The sequence below is a fragment of the Variovorax soli genome (genome assembly GCF_031454625.1).
Taxonomy (GTDB): domain Bacteria; phylum Pseudomonadota; class Gammaproteobacteria; order Burkholderiales; family Burkholderiaceae_C; genus Variovorax; species Variovorax soli_A.
In genome coordinates, this window is the sequence record NZ_JAVDRF010000017.1 from 99,289 (window position 1) to 113,921 (window position 14,633).

The window sequence follows — 14,633 nt, forward strand, 5'->3', positions numbered from 1 at the left end:
TTTGCAGTCCTCGTGCAGTCCTCGCGCGGTTGCAGCTCAGGCCGCTTCGCCCGCCGCGGCGCCGAAGCGATAGCTGGATACCGCGAGCCCCCCCATGAAGGCGTCCTCGTGGTAGATGCGCACGCCCGCATCCGGCCCGGCAGCGCCGGCAGCGACCATCAGCGGGATCAGGTGCTCCTCGCGCGGATGCGCGATGCGCGCCGCGGGCGCCTGCGACCAGGCCAGCAGGCGCTCGATGCGCTGCGCCGGCGCAGCCTCGACGGTCTCCGTCAGCCAGTCGTCGAACGCCTTCGACGGCTCACGCGCCTGCGGGCCGAAGTTGCGCAGGTTGTGGTAGCTCAGGCCGCTGCCGACGATCAGCACGTTCTCGTCGCGCAACGGCGCCAGCGCACGGCCCAGCGCCACGTGCTCGGCCGGATCGAGCCCGCGCCGCAGCGACAGCTGCACGACCGGGACCTCGGCCTTCGGGTACATCGCGGCCATCGGCGAGAACATGCCGTGATCGAAGCCGCGCTCGGGGTCGAAGGCGGCGGGCAGGCCGGCCGCCTCGACCAGGCCCTGCACCCGGCGCGCCAGCGCGGGCGAGCCAGGGGCGTCGTAGTGAACGTGGTAAGTGTGCTCGGGGAAGCCGCCGTAGTCGTAGATCATCGGCGGCTTGGGGTTGCTCATCACGGTGAAGGCCGGAGCCTCCCAATGGGCCGAGACCATCAGGATGGCCTCGGGCGTGCGGCCGATCTGGCGTGGCATGTCGGCCAGTGCGGCTTCGAGTTGCGCGTAGGCATTGCCCATCTCCTTCTTCATCCACGGCCAGGGGCCACCTCCGTGGGAGATGAAATAGGTGGGAAGGGTGTCGCGCGTCGTGGTCGTGCTCATGCTCATGGTCATGGAATGCTCCTTGGCTGCCAGTCTAGGGATTTCCCATGGAGAAATCGACAGGCTAGGATGCATCGAATCCTTTCCTCAGGGGAAATCGACCATGGACCGACTGACCAGCCTTCGCGTCTTCCGCGAGGTCGTCGAGGCGGGCAGCTTCGCCGCCGCTGCCGCCCGCCTCGAGATCTCGGCGCCGATGGCGAGCAAGCATGTGGCGCAGCTCGAGCGATCGCTGGGCGCGCGGCTGTTGCACCGCTCGAGCCGGCACCTGAGCCTGACCGAGGCCGGCCAGGCGTGGTACGCGCAGAGCGGGCGCGCGCTCGACCTGCTCGACGCCGCCGAGGCCGCGATCAGCCGCCGCAACGAGGCGCCGCGCGGCCAGCTCAAGGTCAGCGCGCCCGTGTGGTGCGCCACCCCGCGCATCGCCCGCGTGCTGGCCGACTACCGCGAGCGCTTTCCGGAGGTGCTGGTCGACATGCACCTGGAGAACCGCAAGGTCGATCTCGCGGCCGACGGCTACGACCTCGCGCTGCGTGCCACGGAGGAGCCCTCGCCTGCGCTGATCGCGCGGCCGCTCATCCGCCTGCAGTTCCATCTGGTGGCCGCGCCCGATTACCTCGCGCGCACCGGTCGGCCCGCGACGCCGGCCGAGTTGGCGAAGCTCCACGCCATCGTGCCCAGCTACGTGAACATCGAGGGCCTGACGCTCAAGGGCCCAGGCGGACGCCAGGCGCCGCTGCGGCTGCAGCCGGTGATGAAATCCGACGACACCACGCTCACCTTGCATGCGGTGCGCGCGGGCATGGGGATGGCTTTTCTGCCGGAGTGGCTGGTGGACGAGGACCTGGAAGCGGGCCGGCTGCTGCGGCTGGTGCCGGAGTACACGGCGCCGGCGATCACGCTGTTCGCGGTCTACATGAGCCGGCAGTACATGGCGCCGAAGATGCGCAGCTTCATCGACTTTCTGGGGGAGCGGCTGGCGAAGCCCTTGCAGGACGCATAAGCATGTGCACCCCGCTACAGTGACGCCTCTCTGGAGACAGTCCCTCTTGTTCACCTACTTCGAAAAACTCCTCCACCCCTACCCCTCCACCGAACCCGCCCTGCCCCCGCGCGGCTTCTTCGCCTTTCTCTGGGCCTGCACCGACGGGCTGCGCGGCAAGATCGCCGCGATGGCGCTGCTCACGGCCGCCATGTCGGCCTTCGAGGCGCTGCTGTTCGCGATGCTGGGGCGCATCGTCGACTGGCTCGGCGACCAGTCCCCGGCGCGGCTGTGGGAAGAGCGCGGCGGAACGCTGATGTGGCTGGGCATCGCCCTCGTTGCCAGCATCGCGGTGGTGGCGCTGCAGACCATCGTCAAGCACCAGACGCTGGCGGTGAACCTGCCGATGCGGCTGCGCTGGAACTTCCACCGCCTGATGCTGGGCCAGAGCATGGCCTTCTACCAGGACGAATTCGCCGGCCGCATCACCGCCAAGGTCATGCAGACCGCGCTGGCGGTGCGCGACACCCTCTTCGTGCTGGCCGACGTGCTGGTGGCCATGACCGTCTACATCGCCACCATGATCGTGCTGGCGGCCGTGCTCGACCGGCAGCTGATGCTGCCCTTCATGATCTGGATTGCGCTCTACATCGGCGCGCTGCTGTTCTTCGTCCCCCGGCTGGGCAAGATCGGCAAGGCCCAGGCCGATGCGCGCGCCATGATGACCGGCCGCGTGACCGACGCCTACACCAACATCGCCACCGTCAAGCTGTTCTCGCATGCGCACCGCGAGGCCGGCTTCGCGCGCGCGGCGATGCAGGATTTCATGCGCACCGGCTACGGCCAGATGCGGCTGGTGAGCGCCTTCGAGATCACCAATCACACGCTCAGCATGGGCCTGACGGCCGGCATGGCGGGCATGGGCCTGTGGCTGTGGTCGCAAGGCGCGGTGGGCGTCGGCGCGGTGGCGGCAGCGACCGCGATGGCGCTGCGGCTGCAGGGCATGTCGCACTGGATCATGTGGGAAATGACCAGCCTCTTCGAGAGCATCGGCACCGTGCAGGACGGCATGAAGACGCTGTCGCGCCAACGCACCGTGCTCGACGCGCCCGACGCCGTCGCGCTGACGGTGCCGCGCGGCGAGGTGCGCTTCGAGCACGTCAGCTTCCATTACGGGCTGGACGCGGACGAAGGCAGCCGCCGCGTGATCGACGACCTGACGCTGACCGTCGCGCCCGGCGAGAAGATCGGCCTGGTCGGCCGCTCCGGCGCCGGCAAGTCCACGCTGGTCAACCTGCTGCTGCGCTTCCACGACCTGGAAAGCGGCCGCATCCTGGTGGATGGCCAGGACATCGCGCACGTCACGCAGGACTCGCTGCGCACGCACATCGGCATGGTGACGCAGGACACCTCGCTGCTGCACCGCTCGGTCTCGGACAACATCGCCTACGGCCGGCCCGATGCGAGCGCGGCGGCGATCCGCGCGGCGGCCGAGCGCGCCGAGGCGCACGACTTCATCCAGACGCTGGGCGACGCGACCGGCCGCCGTGCTTACGAAGCGCACGTCGGGGAGCGCGGCGTCAAGCTCTCGGGCGGCCAGCGCCAGCGCATCGCCATCGCCCGCGTGATGCTGAAGGACGCGCCGATCCTGCTGCTCGACGAGGCCACCAGCGCGCTCGACTCCGAGGTCGAGGCCGCCATCCAGGCCAGCCTGTACCGGCTGATGGAAGGCAAGACCGTGATCGCGATCGCGCATCGGCTGTCCACCATCGCGGCCATGGACCGGCTGATCGTGCTCGACCAGGGCCGCGTCGTCGAGCAGGGCGACCACGCGACGCTGCTGGCTCGCGGCGGGCTCTACGCGCGGCTCTGGGCGCACCAGAGCGGGGGCTTCCTGGGCGAGGACGACGAGGGCGACGAGGACCATGGACCCGCAATCCCTGGCAAGTCCTACAGTACGCGAGGTCAGGCGACTACAGGACGCGGCCCCGTTGCTGGCAGTCTGGAATTGTCTTCAATGCAAGAGGAGTCTGCGCCGTGAATTCCATCATTTACATCGTCGGTCTGGTCGTGGTCGTGGTGGCCGTCCTGTCTTTCTTCGGGCTGCGCTGAAACCACCAGCGCCGCATGTTCCTGACCCTGCGGGCAGGTATCTCGGGGCCATTCGCGGCCCCGTTTTTCATCAGGGGCCCCCGGGCATAATTCCGCGCTCTCCTTGAAGGAAGCCGTTGAACCCCGGAGCGCTCCCCTATTCTTTTCAGGATGCAACGATCGCCGAGGCGGTGCAGCTGGTCGAAGAAGCCGGCCCGCTCGACGATGCACAGGCGGTGCGCGAGGCAGTGGCACTTCGCACCGATGGCGCCGGCCGAATCGTCGAGCGGGCCCGCCTGCTCGGGCAGCGCATCGGACTGCAAGACGAGCTGGCACGCGCCCGCGCCTGGGCGCCGTGGATCCTGCTGGGCCTGGTGGCCCTGATCGTGCTCGGCGGCCTCACGCTCGCCGGCAGCGTGGTCGGCGGCAGCGAACGCAGCATCAACGTCGTGGTGGCCCTGGCCAGCCTGTTGGGCCTGCATCTGCTGACCCTGCTGCTGTGGCTGCTCGGGCTGGTGCTGCCCCTCGGCGCTCTCAACCTCTCCTTCGGCTGGCTCTGGCTGGCGCTCACCGCGCGCGTCGCCGGCGGGCGCCGGGGGCAGGCACCGCTGTTGCTGCGCGCGGCCACGCGGCTGCTGGTGCGCGCGCGGCTCGCGCCCTGGGCGCTGGGCTTCGTGAGCCATGCGATCTGGTCGCTGTCCTTCTTCGTGGTGCTGGCGGTGTTGTTGTTCGACCTCGCCTTTCGCCGCTACACGCTGAGTTGGGAAACGACCATCCTCGCACCGGACTTCTTCGTGCAGGCCGTGCAGTGGCTGGGCCGGGCGCCCTCGTGGCTGGGCTTCCCTGTGCCGGATGCGCAAACCGTGCTGTCGCCGCAGGCCACTGCGGCCGGCCAGCGCGACTGGGCGCTGTGGCTCGCGGGTTGCATTCTGATTTACGGCTTGTTGCCGCGCCTCGTGCTCGCGCTGCTGTGCGCGGGCGTCTGGCGCGCGCGCCGGAAGGCACTGCAGCCGGATGTTTCGCAGCCCTACCAACAGCGGCTGCTGGCGCGCTTCGAAGCGCTGGCGCCACGGCAGATCGTCGACGACGACCCCGGCAGCGCACGGCGCGGCGCCTTGGCCGGCCTCGCCGCCGACCAGACCCGAGACATGCTGATGGCGATCGGCTTCGAGCTGCCCGAGGAGCTGCCCTGGCCGCCGGCCGCGCTCGACGCGGCGGGCGCGCAAACGCTGCGCACCGACGGCAGCGCAAGCGGCCGGCGCGAGGCGCTGGACCTGCTGGCGCGGCTGCGGCCGCGCCGCGTGCTGGTCGGCTGCAACGCCGCCGCCACTCCCGACCGCGGCACCGAGCGCTTCCTGCGCGAGGTGGCTGCGCTCAGTACCGAATGCCGGCTCTGGCTGCAGGGTGGCGGCGCCACGCCGGAAGCGCGCAACCGCTGGCATGCCTGGCTCGCCGATGCCGGCCTCGAGCGCATCGAGGCCAGCGACGAACCCCAGGACGCGCTGCGCGGATGGACGATGGCCGGATGAGCGCACAAGAACCCATCCGCATCGCGGTGGTCGGCCACACCAACGCCGGCAAGACCTCGCTGCTGCGCACGCTGACGCGGCGCGTGGACTTCGGCGAGGTGTCGCGCCAGCCCGGCACCACGCGCCACGTCGAAGCCATCGAGCTGCGGGTGGATGGCCGCGCCGCCGTGCGCTTTCTCGACACGCCGGGGCTGGAAGATGCGGTCGCGCTGCGCGAGCACATCGATGGCTTCGACGCACGCGGCGAGCTCACCCCGCCGGAGCGCATTCGCCGCTTCCTGGCCGGACCCGAGGCGCACGGTGTGTTCGAGCAGGAGGCCAAGGTGCTGCGCGCGCTGCTGGAGGTCGATGCCGCTTTCCTGGTGATCGACGCGCGCGAGCCGGTGCTGCCCAAGTTCCGCGCCGAGATCGAGCTGCTCGGCGCGTGCGCGCGGCCCTTGCTGCCGGTGCTGAACTTCCTGCGCGGAGCCGGCAGCCGCGAAGGCGCGTGGAAGGAGCTGCTCTCCGCCTACGGTCTGCACGTCGTGGTGCGCTTCGACGCGGCGGCTCCTTTCGTCGGCGCCGAGCGCGAGCTCTACCGCGATCTCGCCACCCTGCTGCGCGAGCGGCGCCCGCAGCTGGACCGGATCGCCGCCTTTCTCGACGCGGAGTCCGCCCGTCGTCGCGAGGCGGCCGGCGAGCGCATCGCCGAGCTGCTGGTCGATGCCGCTGCCATGCGGCGCACGGCCTCCGCCGTCGAGTTCCAGATCGAGAGCAGCCGCGAGCGACTGATCGCCGCCCTGCGGAAGGCCTTGTTCGACAAGGCGCAGCGCTGCGCCTCCGACCTGCTGGCCCTTTACGGCTTTCGCGAGAACGATGCCGACGAGGCGCCGCTGACGCTGGTGGAAGGCCGCTGGACCATGGACTTCTTCCATCCCGAGGCGCTGAAGCATGCCGGCATCCTCCTCGGCAAGGGCGTGGCCGTGGGCGCCGCCGTCGGCGTGGTGGCCGACCTCGCGCTCGCCGGCCTGTCGCTGGGGGCCGGCGCGGCACTGGGCGGCGCCATCGGCGGCGCGCTCTCGCAGGGCTTCGGGCCGCTGGGCCGCAAGCTCGCCAACAAGCTGCGCGACGTGCACGAGCTCACCGTCGAAGACAGCGTGCTGGTGGTGCTCGCCGCCTGGCAGCTCAAACTGCTGCGCGCGCTCGAGCAGCGCGGCCATGCGGCCGTCGATCGCATTGCCGCGGGCGCGCCGGCGGACGAGCTGGAAGGCGCCCGGCGCCCGCTGGCCGAACTGGTGCGTGCCGCGCAGCCCGCGCGCAGCCACCCCGACTGGGACAGCGAGACCCGGCTGCGCTGGCGCGAGGCGCCGCAGCGGCGCGACGTGGTGCTGCGGGTGGCGCAGCAGGTGCCCGCGGCCATCCAGGCCCTGGAGAACGCCGGCCCCGGTGCGGCATGATCGCAGCCATGGATGACGCCACCCCCCGACCGCTCGCCATCATCAAGGCCGGCGACACCTTTGGTCCGCTGCGCGAGCAGCGCGGCGATTTCGAGCACTGGGTGCTGGCCGGCCTGGGTCCGATCGGGCTGCCGGTGGTGGTGCTCGATCCGCGCCGAGGCGATACGCTGCCCGCGCCGCAGCAGATCTCGGGCGCCATCGTGACCGGCTCGCACGCCATGGTGTCGCACCGCGAGCCCTGGTCCGAGGCCACCGGCGCCTGGCTCGCGCAGCTGGTCGCGCACGGCACGCCGTTGCTGGGCATCTGCTTCGGCCATCAGCTGCTCGCGCATGCGCTGGGCGGCGAGGCCGGCGGCCATCCCGGCGGCCCCGAGATCGGCACCGTGGGCATCGCACTGGCGGCGGAAGCCGCCGGCGACGCGCTGCTGGGCGAGATGCCCGCGCGCTTCGATGCCCATGTGGTGCACTGGCAGAGCGCCGTGCGGCTGCCCCCAGGCGCCGTGCGCCTGGCAGGCAATGCCTTCGAACCTCACCAGGCCTTCCGTGTCGGGCCACGCGCCTGGGGCCTGCAGTTCCATCCCGAGTTCGACGCCGAAGTCATGCGCTACTACATCGACCGCACGGCAGATGAGCTGCGCGAGCGCGGTGCCGACCCGGACGCGCTGCGCGCCCGCGTCGCGGACGCCGAGGCTTCGACCGGCCTCCTGCGGCGCTTCGCCTGCATCGCGGAAGCGCACCAGGCCACCGCGGCAGCGCCGGCCTGATCCCCCACGCCAACGTCGAACGGCGACTACATCCGGGGTGCGGCAGTTGCGCTAAGGTGCGTCGCATCCTGTCCAACTGAAGAACAGCCATGTCCACCCCCTCCCCGATCGCGGCGCGGCCTCGCAAGCATTTCTCGATGATCCGCGGCTTCCACCTGGCCGACGTCTTCACGCTGGGCAATGCGGCCTGCGGCGTCGGCGTCGTCTTCCTCGCCATGGCCTACATCCGCAGCCAGCAGCTCCCGTATTTCCTCTGGGCGGCCGCGCTGGCGCCAGCCGCCTTCGTCTTCGACGTCTTCGACGGCCGCATCGCGCGCTGGCGGCAGACGCAGTCGGCCCTCGGGCGCGAGCTCGACTCGCTGGCCGACGTGATCTCCTTCGGCGTCGCGCCCGCCGCCCTCGGCTTCGCGGCCGGACTGGAGGGCGGCTGGGATTGCCTGATCCTCACCTACTTCGTGTGCTGCGGCGTGAGCCGGCTCGCCCGTTACAACGTCACGGCCGAGGCACTCTCGGACGGCGGCGCCAAGGTCAAGTACTTCGAGGGCACGCCGATCCCGACCAGCGTGGTGCTGGTCGCCGTGCTGGCCTGGGCCGCCTGGCAAGGCCGCCTCGGCGATGAGGTCTGGGGCGGCGCATGGGTGCTCGGGCCCTGGGTGCTGCACCCCTTGACGCTGCTGTTCGCGCTCTCGGGGACCTTGATGATCAGCAAGACCTTGCGCATCCCGAAGCTGTGAGCGCCGGCGCACGGCCTCGCCCCGGTTACGCTCCGGGCATGCGGCTCGTGCGCGCTCTTCTCGCTCTTTCGCTGGCCTGCCTGCTCGCGGCCTGCGCGACGCTGCCGGCGACGGTGCAGCGCACGCCCTCGGCGGCCTTCACCAGCACCGACGACACCCGCCTCGGTCAGGCGCTTGCGCCGGAGCTGGCCGCGCATCCGGGCCGCTCAGGCATCCTGCCGCTGATCGCCGCGCAGGAGGCCTTCGCGGCGCGCATGGCGCTGGCGCAGGCTGCCGAGCGCAGCCTGGACATGCAGTACTACATCTGGCGCGGCGACACCACGGGCCAGCTCCTGTTCGAGGCCGCCTGGGCGGCGGCCGAGCGCGGCGTGCGGGTGCGCCTGCTGATCGACGACAACAACACCGCCGGGCTGGATGGCACCCTGGCCGCGCTCGATGCGCATCCCAATCTGGAGGTCCGGCTCTTCAATCCCTTTGCCAACCGCCGCTTGCGCGCCGGCGACTTCGCGCTCGACTTCTCGCGCGTCAACCGCCGGATGCACAACAAGTCCTTCACCGCGGACAACCAGGCTGCCATCGTGGGAGGACGCAATGTGGGCGACGAGTACTACGGCGCGGACCAGCAGTTCGGCTTCCAGGACCTGGACGTCGTCACGGTGGGGCCGGTGGTACGCGAGGTCTCGCGCGAGTTCGACCTGTACTGGAACAGCGAGGCCGCGTACCCCGTGGCCGCCCTGCTCCCCAGGGCGGCGCCCGATGCCGCGTCAGGCCTGCTCGCGCAATGGGCGCAAATCCGCGGGCAGCCCGAGACGCAGCGCTATCTCGAGGCCGTGCGCCAGACGCCGCTGATGCGCGAAGTGGCCGCGCGCCGCCTGGCTTTCGAGTGGGCCGATGCACGCGTGGTGAGCGACCTGCCGTCGAAGGTGCAGGCGTCGCCGGACGGGCGCGAGGCGCAGCTCATGTTTCCCCTTCTCAAGGAAGCGATGGGCGAACCCCGGCGCGAGCTCGACCTGGTGTCGCCTTACTTCGTGCCCGGCGCGCAAGGCGCGCAGGAACTCGGCGCGCTGGCCAGGCGCGGCGTGACGGTGCGCGTGCTGACCAACTCGCTGGCCGCGACCGACGTCGCCGCGGTGCATGCCGGCTACGCCCGCTACCGCGAGGACCTGCTGGCCGCCGGCGTGATCCTCTACGAGCTCAAGCCCAGCGCTGCTGCGCCGCCGCGGCCGGATGAGGAAAAGCGCCGCAATCCCGGCGGCAGCTCGGCTGCGAGCCTGCATGCGAAGACCTTCGCGGTGGACCGCAGTCGCGTGTTCGTCGGCTCTCTCAACCTCGATCCGCGCTCGGTGCACCTCAACACCGAGATGGGCGTGGTGATCGACAGCCCGAGCCTCGCGCGACGCCTGAGCGTGCAGATCGACGAGGTCGTGCCGACGCTGGCCTACGAGGTGCGCCTGTCCCGGCAAGGCGGCACCATGGAGTGGATCGAGCGCGGCCCCGAGGGCGAGATGCGCTACGGCAGCGAGCCGGACACGCGCGGGCTGCGGCGCCTGTGGGTGGACTTCCTGTCGCTGCTGCCGATCGAGTGGCTGCTTTAGCCTGCGTCGACGGGCCCTCTAATCCACGTGCGCCCCAGAGAACTTCACCACCTTCGCCCACTTCACTTGTTCGCTGGCGATCATCCTGGCGAACTCGGCCGGCGTGATGCCACTGGGGATGGCGCCCTGGGCCAGCAGCTTCTCGCTGACGCCCGGGGTGCGCAGAATCCGGACGACCTCTTGCTGAAGGTGATTCACGATCTCGGGCGGCGTGCCGGCGGGCGCCAGCAGGCCGAACCACGAACCGGCGTCGTAGCCCCTGAGCGCAGGCCCGCCGGCCTCCTCCACCGTCGGCACATCAGGCAGCGCCGACGAGCGCTGCGAAGTGGTCACGGCCAGCGCCCTGAGCCTGCCGGCCTTGATCTGCGGCATTGACGAAGGCAGGTTGTCGAACATCACGTCGACATTGCCGCCGACCAGGTCCATCAACGCCGGCCCCGCGCCGCGGTACGGGATGTGCGCCATGAAGGTGCCGCTCATGGTCTTGAAGAGCTCGCCGGCCAGGTGCATCGAGGTGCCGTTGCCGCCCGAGGCCATGTTGAGCTTGCCCGGGTGGGCTTTGGCGTACCCGATGAAGTTCGCCACGTTGTCGATGTCGAGCGCTTTCGCTTTCTCGGCGTTCATCACCATCACGTTCGGCACGACGGCCACCAGCGTGATCGGCGCGAAGTCCTTGATCGGGTCGTAAGGCAGCTTGCGATAGAGCGCGCGGTTGATTCCGTGCGTGCCGACGGTACCCATCAACAGCGTATAGCCGTCATGGGGCGATTCGGCGACCATCTCTGCGCCCACATTGCCGCCGGCGCCCGTGTGGTGTTCGACGATGAACTGTTGACCGAAGGCCTTCGACAGCTCTGGCGCCATCGCACGCGCGAGGATGTCGGTCGTGCCCCCCGGCGCGAAGGGCACGACGATCCGCACTGGCTTGTCCGGCCAGGTCCCCTGGGCGCTCGCAAGGCCGGCGGCCACCAGCAACGCGCCGGCGGCGGCCATGCCAAGTGCCGTGCGGCGACAGGCAAGGAAAGGAAGTCTCATCTCGGATTCCTCTTGACGCAGGACGCCGAGTTTCACATTCCGCATCGCCTCGGACGCAGGGAATTACCCATGTGCCGGGATCGCGCGGTTCGCTGCGCTGCAGGGATCTGCGAGGCCCCGCCAGCCCTTGGCGAGCTGGCAACGAAATCGGCTTCTCTCGCCTTTGAACGGGCGGAAAACCGTTATCGCAGGGGCTGCGATCGTTATCGCAAGCCGTGGTTTGCAGGTCTATAGTCCGCTTCACCCATGCCGTCCGCCAGCCTCGCAAGAGCCAAGATCCAGACCCCACGCTTCCGCGGCGGACTGATCGAACGCAGCGAGCTCGAACAGCAGCTCGGCGATGCAATGAGCAGCCGTCGCCTCGTGCTGCTGGTGGCGCCCGCCGGCTACGGCAAGACAGCCGCGCTGTCGCGCCAGCTGCAGCGGCTGCCGCCCGGCTGCGCCGTCGCGTGGGTCACCGTGGATGAGGAAGACGATCTCCCCCGGCTCTTCTCCTGCTTGATCGAAGCACTCGAACCCCTGGATCCGCCGTGGCGCCTGGCCCCCGAGGCCTTGCTGGACCTGGTCGCCCAGGGCCGGCTGCGCGAGGCGGCGTCTGCTCTGCACGGCGCGATCGAAGCCACGGACACGGCCGCCGGCGTGATCGTGCTGGACGACCTGCACGCCGTCGCCGACGCCCGTGTCTTCGAGTTCCTGAACCATCTTCTCGAAGGCTTGCCGGACCGCTGGACGCTCGTCATCGCGACGCGCGTGGAGCCGCCGCTGACGCTGGCGCGCTGGCGTGCACAACGGGAAGTCGCCGAGTTCGACGAAACGACGCTGGGCTTCTCCCGAAAGGAAGTGCAGGACCTGTGGCGCCACGCCACCGGGCAGGACGACCCCGAACAGGCGGGACACCTGCTCGACCGTACCCAGGGCTGGCCCGCCGGGCTGTGCCTGAGCCTCGAGGCCTCGCAGAGGTCGACCTCCAAGGTCCCCAAGGGCATCTGGCACAACCGGCGCCATTTGTTCGACTACCTGGCCAGCGAAGTCTTCGAAGACTTGCCGAGCGAACTGCAAGCGTTTCTTCTGCGCTGCTCGCCGCTTCCCGAACTCACGGTGCCGCGCTGCGAGCAGCTCAGCGGCAATCCGCGCGCAGCCGAGCTGCTGGAGGACATCGAGCGTCGTCGCCTCTTCGTCTCCGTACTGGACGGCGACGACTTGACCCTGCGCCTGCACGATCTCTTCCGTGACTTCCTGGAGGAGCGCCTGCGCCGACTCCATCCCGACGAGGTGCCGGCGCTGCTGCGCCTTGCCGCCCAGGGCGAGACAGACCCCGTGCGCCGCACGCTCATGTACCTGCGCGCGGGCGCCTGGGACGAGGCGCAGCAGGGCCTGGCCGACGCCACCGCGGATATGCTGGCCGGCGATGAAGGCGCCCAGGTGCTTCGCATCGTCGAGCAGTTCCCTCCCGACATCCAGGCCCGCTCGCCTTCGCTCGCCTATGCCCGCGGCCTGTGTGCCTGGCCGCAGTACCAGTACAGCGCGGTGCGCTCGGCGATGGAGCAAGCCGCGGCCGGCTTCGACGCGCTGGGACGGCATGCCGATGCGAATCGGGCGCGGGCGGTGCAAGCGCTGGCCACGCTCTTCTGCGGCCGCATGCAGGATGCCCGCCGCCTGAGCCAGGCGGTCCGCGCCCTGCCGATGGACCTCGAAACCGAGACCCTCACCGAGCTGCTGGACTTCTGGTACGAGGCCTACCACGGCCCGGCCGACGGGCCCGGCAATCGCCTTGCGAAAGTGGTCGACCTGCTCATGCAAGGGGCCGCCGCCGAGCTCTGGTTTCGCTGCATGTCTCGCGTGAACATGTTCATCAGCCGCCCCGGCGTAAGCGCACAGATCGGGCGTCTGGTCAGCGGCGCCAGGGAGGCCGCAGGCGACAGGCACTGGTCCCTGCAGGCGAACGCGAACCTGATGGAAGCCTGGCTGTTGCTATGGCAAGGCAAGGTCGCCGAGACGGAGGCTGCACTCGAGAGGATCGAAGAAGATTCCCAGTGGCTGGGGCAGCCCGCAGCGTTGCGCATTCGCCTGCTGAGTCTGAAGGTCTACCACCAGGTGATCTGCGACGACAAGGAGGCCGTGTGCGCCACCCGCGATGCCATCGCCGCACATACGACCCTCTTGGATCGCAACAGCGATCTGGCCCTGGTGTTTCGTGGCACCGCCGTGAAAGTCTCTGCCGCCATCGGGGACTGGCCGGCCGTGCGCATGCACGTGTCGGCGCTCGAGCTCGAAGCCAGCCTTGAGAACCCCGGCATGCAGAAGGTTCTGAGCACCTTCCAGGCTCAACTCGCTCTGCAGGAAGGACGGGTCTGCGAAGCACTGGCGATGCTTCGCGAGCTGGTAGCAACATCGGCCATGCTCGACACCAACTCCCTGGATGCGACCGTTAGGACTCAGCTGGCGCTCGCCGAGCTCGCCGACGGTTCGCCGGCAGCCGCCTGGCGAGCATTGGAGCCCTTGATCGAGAGGGTTGCGGCGACCGGCAACGTGGGCCAGATCCTGTTCATGGGCAGGCAGGTTCTGACCGCGCTGTCGCTCGCGTCCTGGGGGAATGCCGCATCCGCGGAAGGACTGGCGACCTTGCGCCAGTGGATGGAGCTCGCACGGCGGTTCAAGACCGGCTCGCACGAACGGCCGCATGCCTCGGCGCGCAACGACGCGGGCCTCAGCGACCGGGAGCTCGAAGTCCTCGCCTTGCTGGCCGACGGCCAGAGCAACAAGCTGATCGCCCGCGCCCTGGACCTGAGTCCGCACACCGTCAAGCGGCACGTCGCGCGCATCCTGGACCGGCTCGATCTGGCGTCGCGCATGCAGGCCGCCGACTGGTATCGGACGCAGTTCGGGAACCGTGCAGGTTTTGGCGACCGAGGCCTTTAGAGCGCACCGCCGGCAAATAAGCCGATTGTTTGCAGGTCTATAGTCTGAAAGCCTTATGCAGTCCGCCAGCCTCGCCAGAGCCAAGATCCAGACGCCCCGCTTCCGCAGTGGCCTGATCGAGCGCAGCGAGCTCGAAGAGCAGCTCGGCGAGGCATTGACGAGCCGGCGCCTCGTGCTGCTGGTGGCGCCGGCCGGCTACGGCAAGACGGCCGCGCTGTCGCGCCAGCTGCAGCGCCTGCCGCCCGGCTGCGCGGTCGCCTGGCTCGCCGCAGATGAGGAAGACGATCTCCAGCGGCTGCTGTCCCATCTGATCGAGGCCCTCGAACCCCTGGACCCGCCCTGGCGCCTGGCGCCCGAAGCCTTGCTCGAGCGGGTGGCCCAAGGCCGGCTGCGCGAGACGGCATCCGCCTTGGTCGGCACCCTCGAGGTCACCGAGGCGCCGGCCGGCGGCGTGATCGTGCTGGACGATCTGCATGCCGTTTCCGACGCACGCGTTTTCGAGTTCCTGAACCATCTGCTCGAAGGCCTGCCGCAGAATTGGACGCTCGTGATCGCATCGCGCGTGGAGCCTCCGCTGGCACTGGGACGCTGGCGTGCCCGGCGTGAAGTGGCAGAGTTCGACGAGACCACCCTGAGCTTCTCCAGGCGGGAAGTGCAGGCGCTGTGGCGCCATGC

At 69.9% G+C, this 14,633-nt stretch carries 11 protein-coding genes; 9 read left to right on the plus strand and 2 right to left on the minus strand.

From position 1 onward, the window contains the following. Nucleotides 1–36: 36 nt before the first annotated feature. Entirely contained in the window at nucleotides 37–879 is an 843-nt protein-coding gene (locus tag J2739_RS26400) for a DODA-type extradiol aromatic ring-opening family dioxygenase (RefSeq protein WP_405053961.1), read from the minus strand. Nucleotides 880–976: 97 nt separating this feature from the next. Between J2739_RS26400 and J2739_RS26405 the strand changes: the two genes are divergently transcribed. From J2739_RS26405 to J2739_RS26435, 7 genes are all read left to right on the plus strand, one after another. Further along, nucleotides 977–1,876 (plus strand): LysR family transcriptional regulator, encoded by a 900-nt coding sequence (locus tag J2739_RS26405; RefSeq protein WP_309907256.1) that lies wholly within the window; start codon nucleotides 977–979, stop codon nucleotides 1,874–1,876. Between the two features lie 46 nt (nucleotides 1,877–1,922). Next, nucleotides 1,923–3,896, plus strand: a complete 1,974-nt coding sequence (locus J2739_RS26410; RefSeq protein ID WP_309907258.1) for an ABC transporter ATP-binding protein — start codon at nucleotides 1,923–1,925, stop codon at nucleotides 3,894–3,896. 187 nt (nucleotides 3,897–4,083) lie between these two features. Then, complete coding sequence (locus J2739_RS26415; protein ID WP_309907260.1) at nucleotides 4,084–5,475, plus strand: DUF2868 domain-containing protein; 1,392 nt, start codon at nucleotides 4,084–4,086, stop codon at nucleotides 5,473–5,475. Beyond that, on the plus strand, nucleotides 5,472–6,911 hold the full coding sequence (locus tag J2739_RS26420; protein WP_309907261.1) for a GTPase/DUF3482 domain-containing protein: 1,440 nt from the start codon (nucleotides 5,472–5,474) through the stop codon (nucleotides 6,909–6,911). The genes J2739_RS26415 and J2739_RS26420 overlap by 4 nt, the downstream gene beginning before the upstream one ends. Nucleotides 6,912–6,919: 8 nt before the next feature. Continuing rightward, nucleotides 6,920–7,675: a glutamine amidotransferase gene (locus J2739_RS26425; RefSeq protein WP_309907263.1), complete on the plus strand. Its 756-nt coding sequence runs from the start codon at nucleotides 6,920–6,922 to the stop codon at nucleotides 7,673–7,675. An 89-nt stretch (nucleotides 7,676–7,764) separates the two neighbouring features. Further along, on the plus strand, nucleotides 7,765–8,409 hold the full coding sequence (locus J2739_RS26430; protein ID WP_309907265.1) for a CDP-alcohol phosphatidyltransferase family protein: 645 nt from the start codon (nucleotides 7,765–7,767) through the stop codon (nucleotides 8,407–8,409). Nucleotides 8,410–8,447: 38 nt separating this feature from the next. After that, nucleotides 8,448–10,004, plus strand: a complete 1,557-nt coding sequence (locus tag J2739_RS26435) for a phospholipase D family protein (RefSeq protein WP_309907267.1) — start codon at nucleotides 8,448–8,450, stop codon at nucleotides 10,002–10,004. Between the two features lie 18 nt (nucleotides 10,005–10,022). Here the strand turns inward: J2739_RS26435 and J2739_RS26440 are convergent, their stop codons facing one another. Next, the gene (locus tag J2739_RS26440) at nucleotides 10,023–11,039 is read right to left on the minus strand and encodes a Bug family tripartite tricarboxylate transporter substrate binding protein (protein WP_309907269.1); all 1,017 of its coding nucleotides are present in this window, start codon (nucleotides 11,037–11,039) and stop codon (nucleotides 10,023–10,025) included. A 246-nt stretch (nucleotides 11,040–11,285) separates the two neighbouring features. Here J2739_RS26440 and J2739_RS26445 point away from each other — a divergent pair, with 246 nt between their 5' ends. Next, entirely contained in the window at nucleotides 11,286–13,958 is a 2,673-nt protein-coding gene (locus J2739_RS26445) for a helix-turn-helix transcriptional regulator (protein WP_309907271.1), read from the plus strand. Nucleotides 13,959–14,013: 55 nt separating this feature from the next. Beyond that, nucleotides 14,014–14,633, plus strand: a 620-nt coding sequence (locus J2739_RS26450) for an AAA family ATPase (RefSeq protein WP_405053959.1), incomplete at its 3' end; no start/stop codon positions are given.